This window comes from Mesorhizobium sp. M0292 (assembly GCF_040321695.1).
Classification (GTDB): Bacteria; Pseudomonadota; Alphaproteobacteria; order Rhizobiales; family Rhizobiaceae; genus Mesorhizobium.
On record NZ_JAMYSB010000002.1, the window covers coordinates 101507 to 117519 of the forward strand.

Consider the following 16013-nt stretch of genomic DNA (forward strand, 5'->3'; position numbering starts at 1 on the left):
GTGAATCATCTCTTGCGAACGGCTGCAAATCCACGCCCGGCGGGTGACGTGCCACGTCACCCGTTCGGCAACCAACGATACAACCTCCTGATTGCGGTTATTTCGAAACTCGAAATAACTCCCAAGAAAATAGCTACAAGAAATGATGGTTGTTCAGGATTCCCGGCACCGGTTACGGCTCTTCCCACGGGGCAGATGATCTGATTCGGAGGCGGGGCCGATGATTGTAATCGTTGACGAGCGTGAGCTCGTAACTGAAGGCTATAATTCACTTTTCGATCGTGAGGGCGTCGCCTGTGCAGGCTTCGCGTCCGGTGAATTCGGCGAGTGGGTGACATCGGCCGCCGACACGGATTTGCGATCGGTCCGAGCCTTCCTCATCGGCGACTGCCGCGAAGGCACCATCTCGCCACGCCAGATCCGCGACCGCACCGGCGCTCCGGTCATTGCGCTGAGCGAACAGCACTCGCTCGAGAATACGCTGCGGCTGTTCGAGAGCGGGGTCGACGACGTCATACGCAAGCCGGTCCATATCCGGGAGATCCTGGCCCGCATCACCGCCATCCGCCGCCGCGCCCATGAGGACGTCAGCTACACCGAGATCGGCGCAATGCGCATCTTCATGGATGGCCGCGATCCCGAGATCGATGGCCAGCCGCTGCCTCTGCCGCGCCGCGAACGCCGCATCCTCGAATATCTGGCGAGCAACCGCGGACGCCGCGTCACCAAGACCCAGGTCTTCAACGCCATCTACGGCATCTTCGACGAAGAGGTCGAGGAGAACGTGGTCGAGAGCCACATCTCCAAATTGCGCAAGAAACTGCGCGAAAAGCTTGGTCAGGACCCGATAGATTCCAAGCGCTTCCTCGGCTACCGGCTGGTGTTCTGATGGCGGTCTGCGCCAGCCTCGCGCAAGACAGAAATTATATCCTCGCGACCACAGATGGGCCCAACGATGTTGGGCATTGAGGAGACGTTCGATGAGCCTTTACGGAATGATGCGGACCGGCGTTTCCGGCATGAACGCGCAGGCCAACCGCCTTTCGGCCACAGCCGACAACATCGCCAATTCCGACACCACCGGCTACAAGCGATCCTCGGCCGAGTTTTCGACGCTGATCATGCCGCAGGTCGGCGGCGCCTATAATTCCGGCGGCGTCAACACCACCATCCGCTCGGCCATCAGCGCCCAGGGCGTGCTGCAGTACACGACCTCGGTTTCCGACCTTGCGGTCAACGGCAACGGTTTCTTCGTCGTCCAGGACCCCAGCGGAACGCCTTTCCTCACCCGCGCCGGCGCATTCGTTCCCGACGCTCAGGGCAGACTGGTCAACGCCGCCGGCTACCAGCTGATGGCCTACAGCTACGCCAACGGCACACCGGCTGCCACCGCCAACGGTTTCGAAGGGCTGGTGCCGGTCCAGATCTCCGACCAGGAAATGACCGCGACGCCCAGCACCGCGGGCAACTTCAACGCCAATCTGCCGGCCGGCGCCACGCCGCCCGCCGGTCCGCTGCCGTCCACCAACAGCCCGACGGCGGAATACACGTCGAAATCCTCGATGGTCACCTACGACAATCTCGGCAACAAGAAGCTGCTCGACCTCTATTTCACCAACACCGGGACCGGCACCTGGTCGGTCTCTGTGTTCGACCAGTCCCAGGCGACGCCGGGCACATCCTTTCCCTATACGGGCGGCGCGCTGGCCACGGCCAACCTGACCTTCGACACCACCACCGGCAAACTCACCGGCGCCGTCGATTCGATTACCATCCCCGTACCGGGCGGTGCGTCGCTCGACCTCGATTTGTCCAAGCTGACTCAGCTCGGCACCGGCTTCACGGTCTCCGAAGCCAAGGTCAACGGCAACGCGCCCAGCACGATCGAAAAGATCCAGATCGGCGAGGACGGAGTCATTTACGCCCAGTATCAGGACGGCTCGACCAAGCCGCTGTTCAAGATCCCACTGGCCGACGTCCAGAGCGCCGACAACCTCACCGCACTGCCTGGCAATGTCTATGCGCAGTCCACCGACTCCGGCACCGTGCGCATCGGCTTCGCCAATGAAGGCAAGCTCGGCAGCATCATCTCCGGCGCGTTGGAAAATTCCAACGTCGATATCGCCGAGGAATTGACCAACATGATCGCGGCGCAGCGCAGCTACACCGCTAACTCGAAAGTGTTCCAGACCGGTTCCGACCTCATGGATGTCCTTGTCAACCTGAAGAGATAAACGACGGGCGCCAGGGGAATGAACCCAAACCAGAGCAGCGCGGTGCGCGGATTTCGAATTCAAGGCCACACCGGCAAACCGGCCGGGGTGGTCTGGAATTGCAGGTTTCCGAACGCCGACGCCGCCGACAGGGCAGAGACGTCATCCCCTCCCCACTGGCCTCGTGAAAGACCCGCATGTCGCTGACTTCCGCATTGACCATAGCCCAACAGTCGCTTCAGACCACATCGAAGCAGACCAGCGTCCTTTCCCGCAATATTGCCGACGCCAGCAACCCCGACTATGCCCGCCGCACGGCGGTCGTCGTCAGCAGCGCGCCCGGCGCCCGCTCGGTCGAGATCCAGCGCGCCACCAACGCCCTGCTGTTTCGCCAGAACCTTAGCGCGCAATCGGCATGGAGCGGCCAGAGCACGCTTTACAGCGGAATTGACCGCCTCGCCGTTGCCGTCAACGGCGTCGACAACGCCTCCTCTGCCTCGACCGCGATCGGCAAGCTGCAGAACGCGCTGCAGCTTTACGCCGCTACGCCATCCAACCAGAACCTCGGCTCCAGCGTCATCGACGCGGCCCAGCAGGTGGTGCGCGCTCTGAACGACGGCACCAACGCGATCCAGGATTTCCGCACCCAGGCCGATGGCGAGATATCAACGGCGGTTAACGATCTCAACTCGCTGCTTAGTCAGTTCCAGGACGCCAACAAGGCGGTCATCTCCGCAACCCGTTCGGGTACCGACGCATCCGACGCGCTCGACCAGCGCGACGCTTTGCTGAAGAAGATCGCGGACTATGTGCCGGTGTCGACCTTCACGCGTGGCGACAACGACATGGTCATCACCACCAAGGATGGCACGACACTGTTCGAGACCATTCCGCGCTCGGTAAGTTTCACCCCGTCGGCGGGCTACACGGCCGGCACACCAGGCAACACCATCTACATCGACAATGTGCCGGTCAGCGCCGGGGCTGGCGGCAACACCAGCGCCGACGGCAAGCTCGCCGGGCTCATCACCTTGCGCGACGGCGTCGCGGCGACGATGCAGAGCCAGCTCGACGAAGTGGCGCGCGGCCTCATCACCGCCTTTGCCGAAACAGCACCTTCGCAGCCCGACCGAACCGGCCTGTTCACCTGGTCGGGTGCGCCCGCCATTCCGGCCGCCGGCACGCTGATCGACGGGCTTGCCGGCTCGATCAAGGTCAACGCCGCAATGGACTCGAGCGTCGGCGGCAATCCGGTGCTGCTGCGCGACGGCGGCGCCAATGGTGCGGCCTATATCGCCAACACCGCCGGCAACGCCTCCTATTCGCAGCTCTTGATCGGCTATGGCGACAAGCTCGACAAGCCGATGCCTTTCGACGCTGCGGCCGGCATCACCGTGACGTCCAGCGTCTCCGACTACGCCGCCAATGCCATTGGCTGGTTCGAAGGCCAGCGCCAGCAGGCCTCGAGCAATGCAGACGCCAAGGAAGCGCTGGCATCGCGCACCGCCGAGGCGCTGTCCAACGACACCGGCGTCAATGTCGACCAGGAGATGTCGCTGCTGCTCGACCTCGAACACACCTATCAGGCCTCGGCGCGCATGATGAAAACCGTCGACGACATGCTGTCGGCCCTGCTCGATGCCGTGGGATAAGCCATGAAAGCCACATCCGTCTCCTCAGCCGCTCTCTCCAACGCCGCGCGCTATCAGCAGATGCGCATGCAGGGCGAACTGGTCAAAGCCACTAAGGAATCGACGACCGGCACCGTCGCCGATGTCGGTCTGGCGCTCGGCGCGCGCACCTCGCAGGCGGTCACCTTCTCGCGCGACCTCGACCGGTTGAACGTCATCATCGATTCCAATTCGCTGGTCACCGCTCGGCTGTCCTCGACGCAGGCTGCGCTTGGCCAGCTTTCCGACACTGCGCAGAATTTGCTGACCGCACTGACCGCCGCCGGCAATTCCTCGAGCACCATCACGCAGCAAGCCGGCAAGGCCGCCGTGCAGCAGATGACCTCTATCCTCAACGCCAGCGTCAACGGCGAATATCTGTTTGCCGGCACCAACACCGACGTCAAGCCGATCGACGATTTCACCGCCGCGGGCTCGCCGGCCAAGGCGGCGTTCGACGCTTCCTTCTCGTCGTATTTCGGCTTCACGCAGGCCGATCCGCTCGCTGCCAACATCACCGCCGCCCAGATGGACGGCTTCATCACCAGCAATGTCTTGCCGCAGTTCATGGGCTCCGGCTGGCAGGCCAACTGGTCGAACGCCACCGACCAGCAGATCGTCAGCCGCATTTCGCTGGGCGAAACCACCCAAACCTCGGCCAGCGCCAATGACGACAGCATCCGCAAGCTCGCCATGGCTTCCGCCCTGATCACCGGCCTGCTGTCCGGCAATATCAGCCAGGCGGCGAAGACCACCGTTGTCGGCCGCGCCCAGGCGATGGTCGGCGAGGCGCTGGGCGGGCTAGGGCAACTGCAGGCCGAGACCGGCCTTGCCGAGAAGCGGGTCTCCGACGCCAGCGACCGCATGAAGACGCAGGTCGACCTGTTCGAGCGCCATATCCTTGATCTGGAAGGCGTCGACCCCGCCGAGGCAGCCACCCGCGTCGCGGATCTGACGCAGCATATCGAGACGTCCTTCGCGCTGACCGCGCGCCTGCAGCAGATGAGCCTGCTGAACTACCTGACCTGACAATCTCAACCGCAACGGTAGAGCCAAACGATGTACCAATTCTCCTACGCCGACATCCAGACCGACTCCGTTGCCGATGCGAAAGATCGCGAGCGGCAGCTTTTGACCCGCTCGATCGAAATGCTGGCGGCGGCGGCGGCGGTCGGCCACACCTCGATGGAGGCGGTCGAAGCGCTGCACTTCACCAACCGGGTCTGGACCACCTTCGTCGAGGATCTCGGTTCCAGCGACAATGTCCTGCCCAAGGAACTGCGCGCCAACCTCATCTCCATCGGCCTGTGGCTGCTGCGCGAGGCCGAGGACATCCGCCAGGGCCGCACCGACAATTTCGAAGGGCTGATCGAAGTGTCCCAGATCATTCGGGACGGCATTCAATGACCAACACGCTGAAGATATCGCTGAAGCCGAACGAGAAGATCTACATCAACGGCGCCGTCATCCGCGTCGACCGCAAGGTCACCGTCGAGCTGATGAACGACGTACAGTTCCTGCTCGAGAACCATGTCATCCAGGCCGACGATGCCTTGACGCCGCTCAAGCAGCTCTATTTCATCCTGCAGGTGATGCTGATGAACCCGGCCGGCGCCATCGAGGCGCGCGCCATGTTCCGCCGCTCGCTGCCCTTGCTTTTGGCAAGCTTCGAGGATGAGCAGATCAGTGGCGCGCTGAAGCAGATCGACCGCATGGTCGGCGAAGACCATATCTATGAAGCGCTGAAGGCTATCCGTGCGCTTTATCCGCTCGAACGCCGCGCACTTGGCGGCAATGACGATGTTCAGGGTGCGAAGCGCCCGCTGGCCGTGGGAGCACAATACTGATGAATGTGGACATGACGACGACGATCCCCACGGGCGCCAACCAGGGCACCCAGCAGACGTCGAAGACAGCGGTCGACTACCAGTCGTTCCTGAAGCTGTTGATCGCCGAGATGAAGAACCAGGATCCGACGAAACCGATGGATTCGACGCAGTATGTCGCCCAGCTCGCCACCTTCTCGCAGGTAGAGCAATCGGTGCAGACCAACACCAAGCTCGACCAGATCATGCAGTCCTCGGCGCTGTCGCAGGCCGATGCCTTGATCGGCCGCTCGATCACCTCGGCCGACGGCAAGACGACCGGCGTCGTGGCCTCGGTCAAGCTTGCAAGCAACGGCGTGATCGCCGTGTTGCAGAACGGCACCGAAGTGCCGGTCGGCGCGGGCGTTTCGATAAAGCCGGCCAGCTAGACAGTTCCATAGAGGCGCGCTCACATGAACGAGGCCGACGCACTCGACATCGTCCAGTACGCGGTATGGACGGTGCTTGTTGCTTCCGCGCCGGTGGTGCTGGTCGCCATGGTGGTCGGCATCGGCATTGCCCTGATCCAGGCCCTGACCCAGATCCAGGAAATCACCCTGACCTTCGTACCCAAGATCGTAGCCATCATGCTGGTCGTGGCGCTGACCGGTCCGTTCATCGGCAGCCAGATATCGGCCTTCACCAACGTCATCTTCGAACGCATCGAAAACGGGTTCTAGGCAGCGCTTGCAGGCGGCTGTGTTCCGGCTAGATTGCAGGCCATGACTCAGGCAGAACTCACCGGCAGGCCATGTGCGGAATAGCCGGCGTCTGGCGCAAACGAAACCCGATCGACGCCAACGACCTGTCGGATGTCGCCAGCATGATGCAGGCGCTGGTACATCGCGGCCCCGACGATCATGACAGCTGGCACAACAATCGGCTGGCGCTCGGTCACCGCCGGCTTACCATCATCGATCCCTCGCCCGCCGCCCGTGAGCCGATGCTGACTTCTTCCGGCGATGGCGTTCTCGTCTACAATGGCGAGGTCTACAATTACCGCTCGCTGCGCGAAACGCTGCAGGCGCAAGGCGTCGTCTTTCGAACCATCTGCGATGCCGAAGTGGTTCTCGAAGCCTTGCATCACTGGGGTCCCGAAAAAGCCGTGCCGCTGTTCGACGGGATGTTTTCCTTCGCCTATTTCGACGCTCGCAGCAGTGCGCTGTGGCTTGCGCGTGACCGTCTTGGAATCAAGCCGATGTCGGTGGCCGACACGCCGGAGCGAATCCTGTTCGCCTCGGAGGACAAGGCGATCCTCGCCTGCGACGGTTTTCCGCGCGACATCGACAGCCGCGAGATCACCTTGCGGCTTGCCTGGCAGAGCCGCGATTCCAGCTACAGCCTGTTCGACCGCATCGAGCGCCTGCCGCCCGCCGGCCTGTGGAAGATCACCGATGGCGTTATCGAGAAGCGCCGCTTCTGGCATGTGCTGGACGTGCTGGAGACCGCGCGCATTACCGGCGATGCATCCGCTGATGCTGAACACATGGCGACGCTCGAGGCGTTGCTCAAGGACAGCGTCGGACTTCACTGCATCGCCGATACCAGCGTTGCCACCGCCTGCAGCAGCGGTGTCGATTCCGGCCTGATAACGGCGCTGGCAAAGCGGTTCAGGCCGGAAGTCCACGGTTATGTCGTCGACCCGCAGCTCGGCAACAGCGAGGCCGAAGACGCCGAACGCACCGGCCGCCATGTCGGCGTGCCCTTGCGCCGGGTGCCGGTCGACAGGAACCGGTTTTTCGAACTTTGGCCAAGGGTAATCTGGCATCTTGAAAGCGATGGCTGGCACGCCAGCCATGTCGCACTGCTGGCGCTTGCCGAACGATGCCGGGCCGATGGCGTCAAGGTGCTGCTCACCGGCGAAGGCGCAGACGAATTGTTTGGCGGCTACCCCTTGCAGGCCTTGAGCATGAAGAAGTGGCGTTCCTGGTCGTGGCCCCGGCGCCTGGTCCATTCGAAGCGCTCGCTCGACCGGAGATTCGAGCAACAGCGTCATGCCCCCTACAAGGTCTCGGCTGGAAGCCACTCACAAATGGATCGCAGCATGGTCCTGCGTGCTTTGTCGCCGGAGCTGAATTTTCTGCAAACCGAGATCTTCGACCGCCTGGAGCCGGTTATGCCGCCCGCGGATCGCGCCTTTCTCGGTAGTTGCCTCTACGACCTCTATTCGCATCTGCAGGACATCCTGCACCGGCACGACCGGCTGAGCATGGCGGCGTCCGTGGAACTGCGGGTCCCGTTCCTGGAAAACCGCCTGATCGACTTCGCCATCCATTTGCCGAGGCGGCAGAAATACCGCGACAAAACAGGAAAATGGCTTTTGCGAAAGGTCGCTGAAAAGCATATTCCGCGCCAGAACGTCCAGGCGCGCAAGATCGGCTTCGAGATGTCGTCGCAATTTTCGGCCGGCACGGAGACTTTGCTACGCGGCGGTTTCCTGCGCGATGCCTTGAAATGGCCCGCCGCGAATTTGGAGGACATGGTCCAGTTGGCGCGGCGCGAGCAACCGTCCAGGCTGCGGCTTGTCGGCATGGAGCTTTTCCTGCGCCTTCACGCCGGCGGCGAGACGACAGGCACGCTGACCGAAGCCTTGCATACCGCTGCCCGGGACAGAAGCTGACTTCGCGCGCGGCCGACAGCCCCGCGCAGTGGACCAATGAGAACATCGCTCTGGGTAGCGGACCATTCCCGGCTGACGTATTTTCGCCTTGCTATCCTGTTGTTGGACCATGATCTTTTTCGAAGACGCGTTCGCCCTTTTGGATGTCGTGCTCTATTTCAAACGGATGCCATGATTGTCGTCCCCGCGGACGAAACCAGCACGTTAAGGTGGGACAGGTCTGATGATCGATGACGAGCCGGACAGCGAACGCGTTTCGGCGCTGGCGCCGTTCCGGCACGGCATCTTCCGCGCCGTCTGGTCGGCCAGCCTGGTGTCGAATTTCGGTGGCCTGATCCAGGGCGTCGGCGCCGCCTGGATGATGACCACCATCGCCACGTCGCCCTATCAGGTGGCGCTGGTCCAGGCCTCGGCCACTCTGCCGATCATGCTGTTTGCACTCGTCGCCGGCGCCATCGCCGACAGCTTCAACCGGCGCAAGGTGATGCTGATCGCCCAAATCTTCATGCTGGTCGTCTCTGCACTTCTAACGCTGTTCACCTGGAACGGCTGGATGACGCCGTGGACGCTGCTTGCCTTCACCTTCCTAATCGACAGCGGCACGGCGCTCAACAACCCGTCCTGGCAGGCATCGGTCGGCGACATGGTGCCGCGCAACAAGCTGCCGGCCGCGGTTGCACTCAATTCACTGGGCTTCAACCTGACACGCAGCGTCGGCCCGGCGATCGGCGGCATCATCGTTGCCGCCGCTGGTGCGGCTGCTGCGTTCGCCGCCAATGCGCTGAGCTATATAGGTCTCATCATCGTGCTCTTCCGCTGGAAGCCGGAGCTGCCGGTCTCGACGCTGCCGCGCGAGACGCTGGGCGCCGCCATGGGCGCCGGCCTGCGCTATGTCGCCATGTCGCCCAACATCGGCAAGGTGCTGGTCAGGGGCTCCGCCTTCGGCTTCAGCGCCGGCGCGGTTTTGGCGCTGCTGCCGCTGGTGGCGCGCGACGTCGTCAAGGGCGATGCCTTGACCTACGGCATCATGCTCGGCGCCTTCGGCATCGGCGCCGTCGGCGGCGCGCTGATAAGCGTGCGTCTCAGACAATTGCTGTCCAGCGAGACGATGGTGCGGATGGCCTTCGCCGGCTTTGCCGTCTGCGCCTTCAATGCCGCCATCAGCCTCAATGCCTGGCAGACTGCGGCGGGTTTGCTCATCGGCGGCGCCTGCTGGGTGATCGCGCTGTCGCATTTCAACGTCACGGTGCAGATGTCGACGCCGCGCTGGGTCGTCGGCCGGGTGCTGTCGGTCTACCAGACGGCGACCTTCGGCGGCATTGCGCTGGGCAGCTGGATCTGGGGCGTCGTTGCCGATGCGCATGGCGCCGAAACCGCGCTGATTGCGGCGGCCATCGCGATGCTTGTTGGCGGCGCCATCGGCCTGTTCCTGCCGCTGCCGCAGCAGACGACTCTCAACCTCGACCCGCTCAACCGCTTCAAGGAGCCGCATCTCGGCCTCGACCTGAAGCCGCGCAGCGGCCCCATCGCCATCATGATAGAGTACATTATCCGCGACGAAGATGTACCCGAATTCCTCGCCACCATGGCCGAGCGCGGGCGCATCCGCCGCCGCGACGGCGCCCGCAACTGGACGCTGGCTCGCGACCTAGAAAATCCCGCAGTCTGGATCGAACACTACCACACGCCGACCTGGCTGGAATACATCCGCCACAACCGGCGCGCCACCCATGCCGACGCCGTCGTCGGCGAGCGGGTGCGGGCGCTGCACAGCGGCGACGAACCGCCGCGCGTGCGCCGCCTGATCGAGCGCCCGACGACCGCCGGCACCGCGCTGGTCTCGCCGAAGGGGCCGATCGATCACTGAGCTCGCCATAGCCGTAGCGCCGGTCAGCCGGCGCTCTGGATCATGTAGAGCTTGCGCGTGGTCTCGCGTATCAGCCACTCGCCCTTCCAGCCCTGCGGCAGGACGAGGAGATCGCCCGGACCGAGTTCCCGCACCTCGCCATCGATGCGGCTCAGTTCCACGCGCCCCGAAATGATGTGGCAGATCTCCGACGAGTCCGAACGATCGGCGGTGAAGCGGCCGGGCGTGCATTCCCAGATGCCGACATCGACAGTCCCGTCAGGCGATTGAAAGAACGAGCGCACGGCCTCGACCTGATCGCCTTCAATCGAGCTTGGCTTAGGAGAGAACGCGCCGATCTCGGCCTTGGCGAGATCGTGGAAGGTCGAAAGATCGATCAAGTCTAGCTCCATGGATAAGAGCAATTCCAGGAAAGGGGTCTGCCCCGGAATTGCGTGAGAACAAATGGCTTTAGTGGCCGGTGATGCTGTCGGCCAACGCGGCCAGCTTCGAGGTGCGCGCAAGCCCTGCCGCCTCGCGGCCATCGGCAATGCGATAAAGCTGGTACATCGAATGCACGCCCAGCCAGCGGAAGGGCTCCGGTTCCCATGGCCTGACCTTGCGGTTGACCCAGGGCAGCTTCGTCAGCTCGGTGTTTGCCCCGAGAACAAGGTCAGCCAGCGTGCGCCCCGAAAGGTTGGAGCTGGACACGCCGAGGCCGACATAGCCGCCGGCCCAGCCGATGCGGGTCGCGGGATCGAGGCCGACCGTGGTGCACCAGTCGCGCGGCACGCCGAGCACGCCGCACCAGGCGTGATCGATGCGGCATCCCTTGGTCTGCGGCAAGAGCGTCGTCAGGATCGTGTGCAGCTGGTCGATCGTGGCCTGCTGCGTCTGGCCGTTGACGTCGGTGCGCGAGCCGTAGCGATAAGGCACGCCGCGTCCGCCCATCGTGATGCGTCCCTCACGCGTGCGCTGGGCATAGCAATAGGCATGCGCCGCATTGCCGAGCAGTTCGTGCCCTTCCCAACCGATGTCGCGCCACAGGTCGGCAGGCAGCGGCTCAGTCACGATCTGCGCGCTGTTGAGCGCCAGCCAGGTCCGCTCCTCGCCGGGGATGCCTGATGTAAAACCCTCGGTCGCGCGGATGATCGTCTCCGCCTGCACCGTACCGCGGTCTGTCGTCACGCTGCCCTTGGCGATGCTTGTCACCGTCGTCTTCTCATAGATCGGCACGCCCAGCCGCTCGACGGCATCGGCAAGCCCGCGCACCAGCTTGGCCGGCTGCACCCGCGCCTGGCCATGGACGACGAAGCCGCCCATGACGTTACGGATGTTGATGCGCGTGCGCGTTGAGGCGGCGTCCAGCATCTCGACGCGGTTCGGGTCGACATCCCAGGAACGGATCGTCTCGCATTCTTCGCGCACGCGCTCCAACTGCGCTGCGTTGGTGGCCACCGTCAGATTGTCGACGCGGCGAATGTCGGCGTCGATGCCTTCCTCGGTCGCGACCCGGATCACTTCATCAACGCAGCCTGCCATCGCCGCCTGCATCGCCATCACGCCTTGGCGGCTCGATGTCTTGAGATATTTTTCGCGCGACCAGCTGAAGCCGCCCGACAGCCAGCCGCCATTGCGCCCCGAAGCGCCGAAGCCGGCAAATTCGCGCTCGACGATCACGACGCGCAGCGATGGCTTCGCCTTTTTCAGATAGTAGGCGGTCCACAGGCCGGTATAGCCGGCGCCGACAATGGCGACATCGGCCTCGATGTTTCCAGGCAAGGACGGGCGCGGAACGGGAACCGCCCCCAGATCCGCATACCAGAACGATATGTCGCCGTTGCGCTTGGCTTGCATGGAATGACTTTCAGATGAGATCAGGCCAGATGGGATCAGGCCAGATGGAATCAGGTGAGTGTGGTGTCGGCGCTTGCGTCGTCCGCCAGCAGCTTGGCGTCGCTGCCGTCGAAGCAGAGCTCGACCTTGTCGCCGAGGCCAAAACTCTCGCCGGTCAGCGGTGAGCGCACGATCGCGGCCGAGCCGTCGGCGAGCTTAACTTCGTATTTCGATTCCGAGCCGAGATAGATGGCTTCCGCGATCGTCCCCGACAGGCGGTTGGCGCCATTGGCAGCACTTTGGCCGGCTCTTCGGATCGCGAGCTTTTCGGGACGCAGCAGCATCACCGGGCTGGCTTCTCCCGACAGCTTACGCGGTACCGTCACCGTCTCGCCGGCGATGCTCAGCGCGGTGCTGTTGCCATCGCTGCGCGCCTCGCCGCGCAGCACGGTGGAATCGCCGATGAAGCGGCCGACGAACAGCGTTGCCGGCTCGTCATAGAGCTGGCGGCCGGTGCCGACCTGCTCGATGTGCCCGCGGTTAAACACGGCGACGCGGTCGGACAGCACCAGCGCCTCTTCCTGGTCGTGCGTGACATAGACGAAGGTGGTGCCGAGCTCGCGGTGGATGCGCTTGATCTCGAGCTGCAGCCATTCGCGCAGCTTCTTGTCGAGCGCGCCGAGCGGCTCGTCCATCAGGAGCAGCGGCGGGTCGAAGACGATGGCGCGCGCCAGCGCCACGCGCTGCTGCTGGCCGCCCGACAATTCGCTGGGATAGCGATGCGCGAAATCGCCCATCTTGACCATGTCGAGCGCCCTTGCCACGCGTGTCTGCCGCGTCGCCTGGTCGACGCCGCGCAGCGTCAGCGGATAGGCGACGTTGCGGCCGACGCTCATATGCGGGAACAGCGCGTAATGCTGGAAGACGACGCCGATGTTGCGCTTGTGCGCCGGCACGCCGACGACGCTTTTTTCCCCGACCAGAAGCTTGCCGCTGGTGACATCGGTGAAACCGGCAATCACGTTGAGCGTCGTCGTCTTGCCCGAGCCGCTGGGGCCGAGCAGCGTCATGAACTCGCCGGGCTCGATGCGCAGCGACACGCCGTCCAGCGCCTTGAAGCCGCCATAGGCCTTGCTGATCGCTTCGAGATCGATCGCCGCGCCCTTGCTTGTCGGCTTCGGATTCATTGGCGTCCTTTCCGCTCGCGGCCAAGAAGGAGCATGCCGCCGCCGATCAGGATCGTGGTCGCGAAAAGCAGGATCGTGCCGACAGCCGCCACCGTCGGATCTGCGTCGCGCGTGATCGAGGCAAAAATCTGCACCGGCAATGTCTTGAGATAGGGGTTGGTGATGAACAGCGACACGACAATCTCGTCGAACGAGGTGGCGAAAGCGAACAGCAGGCCGGAGAGCACGCCCGGCGCGATCAGCGGCAGCGTTACCGTGCGAAACGTGGTCAGTGCGCCGGCGCCCAGGCTGGCTGCGGCTGTCTCCAGCCGGCGGTCGAACACTTCGAGACTGGCCGAGACCGCGATCAGCACGAAGGGCAGCGCAAGGATGGTGTGGGCCAGCACGAAGCCGAGCAGCGTCCCGACGAGCTGCGTGTCGAGATAGACGGCATAGATGCCGATCGCCAGCACCACGCCCGGCACCACCATCGGCGTCAGCATCAGCATACGCAAAAGGTTCGCCGGCCGCGCCTTCATGCGGTCGAGGCCGAAGGCGGCAAGCGTGCCGAGCACCGTTGCCACGACGGCAACGATGGAGGCGACTTTCAGCGAGTTCAGGAAGCTGTTCGACCAGTCCGGATTGGTGGCGAAATTCTGGTACCACTGCCAGGAAAAGCCTTGCGGCGGAAACGCCAGCGATTTGTTTTCGTTGAACGACATCGGCACCACGACCAGCGTCGGCGCCACCAGCCATATCGCCACCAGCAGGCAGACGAGCCCGAGAAGAACGCGGGTGAGCGGCTTCATCTCCATTAGCGCCGCCCCGCTTCCCGATGCCTGGACCGCATCACGGGTGCTGCCAGCGCCAGCAGCACGAAGGTGGTGACCAGCAGAACGACGCCCATGGCGCCGCCCCTGCCCCATTGCAGCAGGCTCAGCACCTGCGTCTGCACCAGCGTCGACAGCATGGTCGAGCGCGGGCCGCCGAGCAAAGCAGGCGTGATGTAGAAGCCGAGCGACAGGATGAAGACGATGATCGCGCCGGCATAGACGCCGGGCAGCGACAGCGGCAGATAGACGGTGAAGAACGCGCGCGACGGCCGCGCACCGAGGCTTTGCGCCGCACGCATCAGCCTGAGGTCGATGCCTTGCATCACGGAATAGAGCGGCAGGATCATGAACGGCAACAGCACCTGCGCCATGCCGATGACAACGCCGGTCTGGGTGCGGATCAGCTTGACGCCGCCGAACCCGACCGAGCGCAGCAACGAATTGATGACGCCCGAATCCTGCAGCAGGATCACCCATGACAGCGTTCGCACCACACCACTCACCCAGAACGGGATCAGCACGCAAAGCACAAGCACCAGCCGGACGCGCGGCCCGACCGCGGTCATCAGATAGGCATAGGGATAGGCCGCGATGACGCAGACCAGCGTCACCCAGGCCGAAATGACGAAAGTCCGCTGCAGCACTGTCAGGTTGACCGGCGCGCCGAAGAACCAGGCATAGTTCCGCAGCCCCCACTCAGGTTCCGACAGGCTGCGCAGTACGATGGTGAGCAGCGGGTAGCCGATCACCGCGACAAGCAGGATGAGCGCCGGCGCCGTGAGCGCGAACGGCCATGCCCGACCCGGCCGCGCATGGGCGGCGGGTTGGGCGATGGGTTCGGACGCGCTCACGGCCTGGCTCTCACTTGGCTGTTCAGTTGCCTGCCATCAGCGCCGACCACTTCTCCTGCGCCACCGGGAAGTTCTCGACCCAGAACTTGATGTTCTGCTTGTAACCCTGCTTCTGGCGCTCGGGCGTGTTGGTCAGGAAGGCGGCGACCGACGCATCGACCTTGGGCTGCGCGTCATTGTTGATCGGCGTATAGGAGGTCTGCTGCGCCAGGATCTCCTGCGCCCCCTTGCCGAGATAGGCATTGAGCAGCGCATAAGCCGCATCCGTATCCTTGACGCCGACCGGAATGGTCATCTGGTCCATCACCACCAGCCAGTCCTGCCAGGCCGGCGCATATTTGGCGCCGTTCTTCACCGCCGTCATGGCACGTCCGGTCCACATCATCAGCATGTCGGCTTCGCCAGATTCGGCAAGCTGCTGCGATTCAGCGCCGGTCTTCCAATAGATCGTGTCGGGACCGAGCTTGCGGATGACATCGATGGCCTTGTCGATGTCGGCCACCGTCATCGCCTTCGGGTCGCCGCCAGACGCCTTCAACGCCTGCTCCAGCAGGCCGCCCGTCGGGTCGCCCGAACCGTCGAGCGCGCGCGTGCCGGGGAATTTTGCCGTGTCGAAGAAATCGGCCCAGTTCTTGGGCGGGTTATCCCCATACTTCTCCTTGTTGTACATCAGCACGACGCCGTAGTTCATGGCCGGCACCGAGCATTCGCCGACCTGGCCCTCGGGCACCTTGGAGACGTCGAGCTTGCTGAAATCAAGCTTCTGGAACAGCTTGCCGCAATAGACGTAAGGCGGCAGGTCGGCGGTGTCGACGACGTCCCAGGTGACGTTGCCGGATTCGACCTGCGCCTGCAGCTTGGCGATCTCTGTCGGCCCGTCATTGAGCAGCGTGGCGCCGGACTTTTCGACGAACTCCTTGAGCGCGGCGGCCTGGCCGTCCTGGTAGATGCCGCCATAGGAGACGAGCGTCAGCGTCTTGCCCTTGAGCGAGCCTTCCTTGACCTCACCCGCGACAGGCTTTTCCTGCGCGAACGCTGCGGTTGCCAGAACGCCGAGCGCCAGCACGGCGCCAAGGCCAAGATGTCTTGTTTTCAGCATGATTATTGTTCTCC

At 63.7% G+C, this 16013-nt stretch carries 16 protein-coding genes; 10 read left to right on the forward strand and 6 right to left on the reverse strand.

All coding sequences use genetic code 11. The features are described 5' to 3' along the window. Nucleotides 1-220: 220 nt before the first annotated feature. From NKI96_RS03310 to NKI96_RS03355, 10 genes are all read left to right on the forward strand, one after another. A complete protein-coding gene (locus NKI96_RS03310) occupies nucleotides 221-889 on the forward strand; it encodes a response regulator transcription factor (protein ID WP_023740983.1) in 669 nt (222 codons plus the stop codon). Nucleotides 890-980: 91 nt separating this feature from the next. Further along, on the forward strand, nucleotides 981-2234 hold the full coding sequence (locus NKI96_RS03315) for a flagellar hook protein FlgE (protein ID WP_023691731.1): 1254 nt from the start codon (nucleotides 981-983) through the stop codon (nucleotides 2232-2234). A 176-nt stretch (nucleotides 2235-2410) separates the two neighbouring features. Continuing rightward, on the forward strand, nucleotides 2411-3865 hold the full coding sequence (gene flgK / locus NKI96_RS03320) for a flagellar hook-associated protein FlgK (RefSeq protein WP_023686357.1): 1455 nt from the start codon (nucleotides 2411-2413) through the stop codon (nucleotides 3863-3865). Between the two features lie 3 nt (nucleotides 3866-3868). After that, a complete protein-coding gene (locus NKI96_RS03325; protein WP_352802927.1) occupies nucleotides 3869-4912 on the forward strand; it encodes a flagellar hook-associated family protein in 1044 nt (347 codons plus the stop codon). A 30-nt stretch (nucleotides 4913-4942) separates the two neighbouring features. Continuing rightward, a complete protein-coding gene (flaF, locus tag NKI96_RS03330) occupies nucleotides 4943-5290 on the forward strand; it encodes a flagellar biosynthesis regulator FlaF (protein WP_023671893.1) in 348 nt (115 codons plus the stop codon). Then, a complete protein-coding gene (gene flbT, locus NKI96_RS03335; RefSeq protein WP_023671894.1) occupies nucleotides 5287-5730 on the forward strand; it encodes a flagellar biosynthesis repressor FlbT in 444 nt (147 codons plus the stop codon). The genes flaF and flbT overlap by 4 nt, the downstream gene beginning before the upstream one ends. Then, nucleotides 5730-6137: a flagellar hook assembly protein FlgD gene (gene flgD, locus NKI96_RS03340; protein ID WP_023671895.1), complete on the forward strand. Its 408-nt coding sequence runs from the start codon at nucleotides 5730-5732 to the stop codon at nucleotides 6135-6137. The genes flbT and flgD overlap by 1 nt, the downstream gene beginning before the upstream one ends. A 24-nt stretch (nucleotides 6138-6161) precedes the next feature. Then, complete coding sequence (gene fliQ, locus NKI96_RS03345) at nucleotides 6162-6428, forward strand: flagellar biosynthesis protein FliQ (protein WP_023671896.1); 267 nt, start codon at nucleotides 6162-6164, stop codon at nucleotides 6426-6428. 71 nt (nucleotides 6429-6499) lie between these two features. Continuing rightward, on the forward strand, nucleotides 6500-8368 hold the full coding sequence (asnB, locus tag NKI96_RS03350) for an asparagine synthase (glutamine-hydrolyzing) (RefSeq protein ID WP_023691732.1): 1869 nt from the start codon (nucleotides 6500-6502) through the stop codon (nucleotides 8366-8368). Nucleotides 8369-8591: 223 nt separating this feature from the next. Further along, a complete protein-coding gene (locus NKI96_RS03355; protein ID WP_023671898.1) occupies nucleotides 8592-10235 on the forward strand; it encodes an MFS transporter in 1644 nt (547 codons plus the stop codon). Nucleotides 10236-10258: 23 nt separating this feature from the next. On the opposite strand, the gene NKI96_RS03360 is transcribed toward NKI96_RS03355, so the two are convergent. Genes NKI96_RS03360 through NKI96_RS03385 form a run of 6 tightly spaced genes read right to left on the reverse strand, consistent with a single transcriptional unit; the run spans nucleotide 10259 to nucleotide 15999 of the window. Beyond that, the gene (locus NKI96_RS03360; RefSeq protein ID WP_081725355.1) at nucleotides 10259-10627 is read right to left on the reverse strand and encodes a cupin domain-containing protein; all 369 of its coding nucleotides are present in this window, start codon (nucleotides 10625-10627) and stop codon (nucleotides 10259-10261) included. A gap of 58 nt (nucleotides 10628-10685) precedes the next feature. Further along, on the reverse strand, nucleotides 10686-12071 hold the full coding sequence (locus tag NKI96_RS03365; protein WP_023695740.1) for an NAD(P)/FAD-dependent oxidoreductase: 1386 nt from the start codon (nucleotides 12069-12071) through the stop codon (nucleotides 10686-10688). A 50-nt stretch (nucleotides 12072-12121) separates the two neighbouring features. Beyond that, nucleotides 12122-13237 carry an ABC transporter ATP-binding protein gene (locus tag NKI96_RS03370; RefSeq protein WP_023683285.1) on the reverse strand — a complete coding sequence of 372 codons (1116 nt, stop codon included), beginning with the start codon at nucleotides 13235-13237 and terminating at the stop codon, nucleotides 12122-12124. Continuing rightward, nucleotides 13234-14031 (reverse strand): ABC transporter permease, encoded by a 798-nt coding sequence (locus NKI96_RS03375; RefSeq protein ID WP_023683284.1) that lies wholly within the window; start codon nucleotides 14029-14031, stop codon nucleotides 13234-13236. Before NKI96_RS03375 ends, NKI96_RS03370 begins: the two co-directional genes overlap by 4 nt. After that, a complete protein-coding gene (locus NKI96_RS03380) occupies nucleotides 14031-14900 on the reverse strand; it encodes an ABC transporter permease (protein ID WP_352666925.1) in 870 nt (289 codons plus the stop codon). Before NKI96_RS03380 ends, NKI96_RS03375 begins: the two co-directional genes overlap by 1 nt. A gap of 22 nt (nucleotides 14901-14922) precedes the next feature. Further along, the gene (locus tag NKI96_RS03385) at nucleotides 14923-15999 is read right to left on the reverse strand and encodes an extracellular solute-binding protein (RefSeq protein ID WP_023686368.1); all 1077 of its coding nucleotides are present in this window, start codon (nucleotides 15997-15999) and stop codon (nucleotides 14923-14925) included. Between the last annotated feature and the right edge of the window lie 14 nt (nucleotides 16000-16013).

What these genes read in the sequence shown, in the direction of transcription:
- flaF (WP_023671893.1), top strand. Translation starts at nt 4,943, where the DNA reads ATGTACCAATTCTCCTACGCCGACATCCAGACCGACTCCGTTGCCGAT.
- NKI96_RS03365 (WP_023695740.1), bottom strand. Translation starts at nt 12,071, where the DNA reads ATGCAAGCCAAGCGCAACGGCGACATATCGTTCTGGTATGCGGATCTG.
- flgK (WP_023686357.1), top strand. Translation starts at nt 2,411, where the DNA reads ATGTCGCTGACTTCCGCATTGACCATAGCCCAACAGTCGCTTCAGACC.
- flgD (WP_023671895.1), top strand. Translation starts at nt 5,730, where the DNA reads ATGAATGTGGACATGACGACGACGATCCCCACGGGCGCCAACCAGGGC.
- NKI96_RS03325 (WP_352802927.1), top strand. Translation starts at nt 3,869, where the DNA reads ATGAAAGCCACATCCGTCTCCTCAGCCGCTCTCTCCAACGCCGCGCGC.
- NKI96_RS03360 (WP_081725355.1), bottom strand. Translation starts at nt 10,627, where the DNA reads ATGGAGCTAGACTTGATCGATCTTTCGACCTTCCACGATCTCGCCAAG.
- NKI96_RS03385 (WP_023686368.1), bottom strand. Translation starts at nt 15,999, where the DNA reads ATGCTGAAAACAAGACATCTTGGCCTTGGCGCCGTGCTGGCGCTCGGC.
- NKI96_RS03315 (WP_023691731.1), top strand. Translation starts at nt 981, where the DNA reads ATGAGCCTTTACGGAATGATGCGGACCGGCGTTTCCGGCATGAACGCG.
- NKI96_RS03375 (WP_023683284.1), bottom strand. Translation starts at nt 14,031, where the DNA reads ATGGAGATGAAGCCGCTCACCCGCGTTCTTCTCGGGCTCGTCTGCCTG.
- NKI96_RS03355 (WP_023671898.1), top strand. Translation starts at nt 8,592, where the DNA reads ATGATCGATGACGAGCCGGACAGCGAACGCGTTTCGGCGCTGGCGCCG.
- flbT (WP_023671894.1), top strand. Translation starts at nt 5,287, where the DNA reads ATGACCAACACGCTGAAGATATCGCTGAAGCCGAACGAGAAGATCTAC.
- fliQ (WP_023671896.1), top strand. Translation starts at nt 6,162, where the DNA reads ATGAACGAGGCCGACGCACTCGACATCGTCCAGTACGCGGTATGGACG.
- asnB (WP_023691732.1), top strand. Translation starts at nt 6,500, where the DNA reads ATGTGCGGAATAGCCGGCGTCTGGCGCAAACGAAACCCGATCGACGCC.
- NKI96_RS03310 (WP_023740983.1), top strand. Translation starts at nt 221, where the DNA reads ATGATTGTAATCGTTGACGAGCGTGAGCTCGTAACTGAAGGCTATAAT.
- NKI96_RS03370 (WP_023683285.1), bottom strand. Translation starts at nt 13,237, where the DNA reads ATGAATCCGAAGCCGACAAGCAAGGGCGCGGCGATCGATCTCGAAGCG.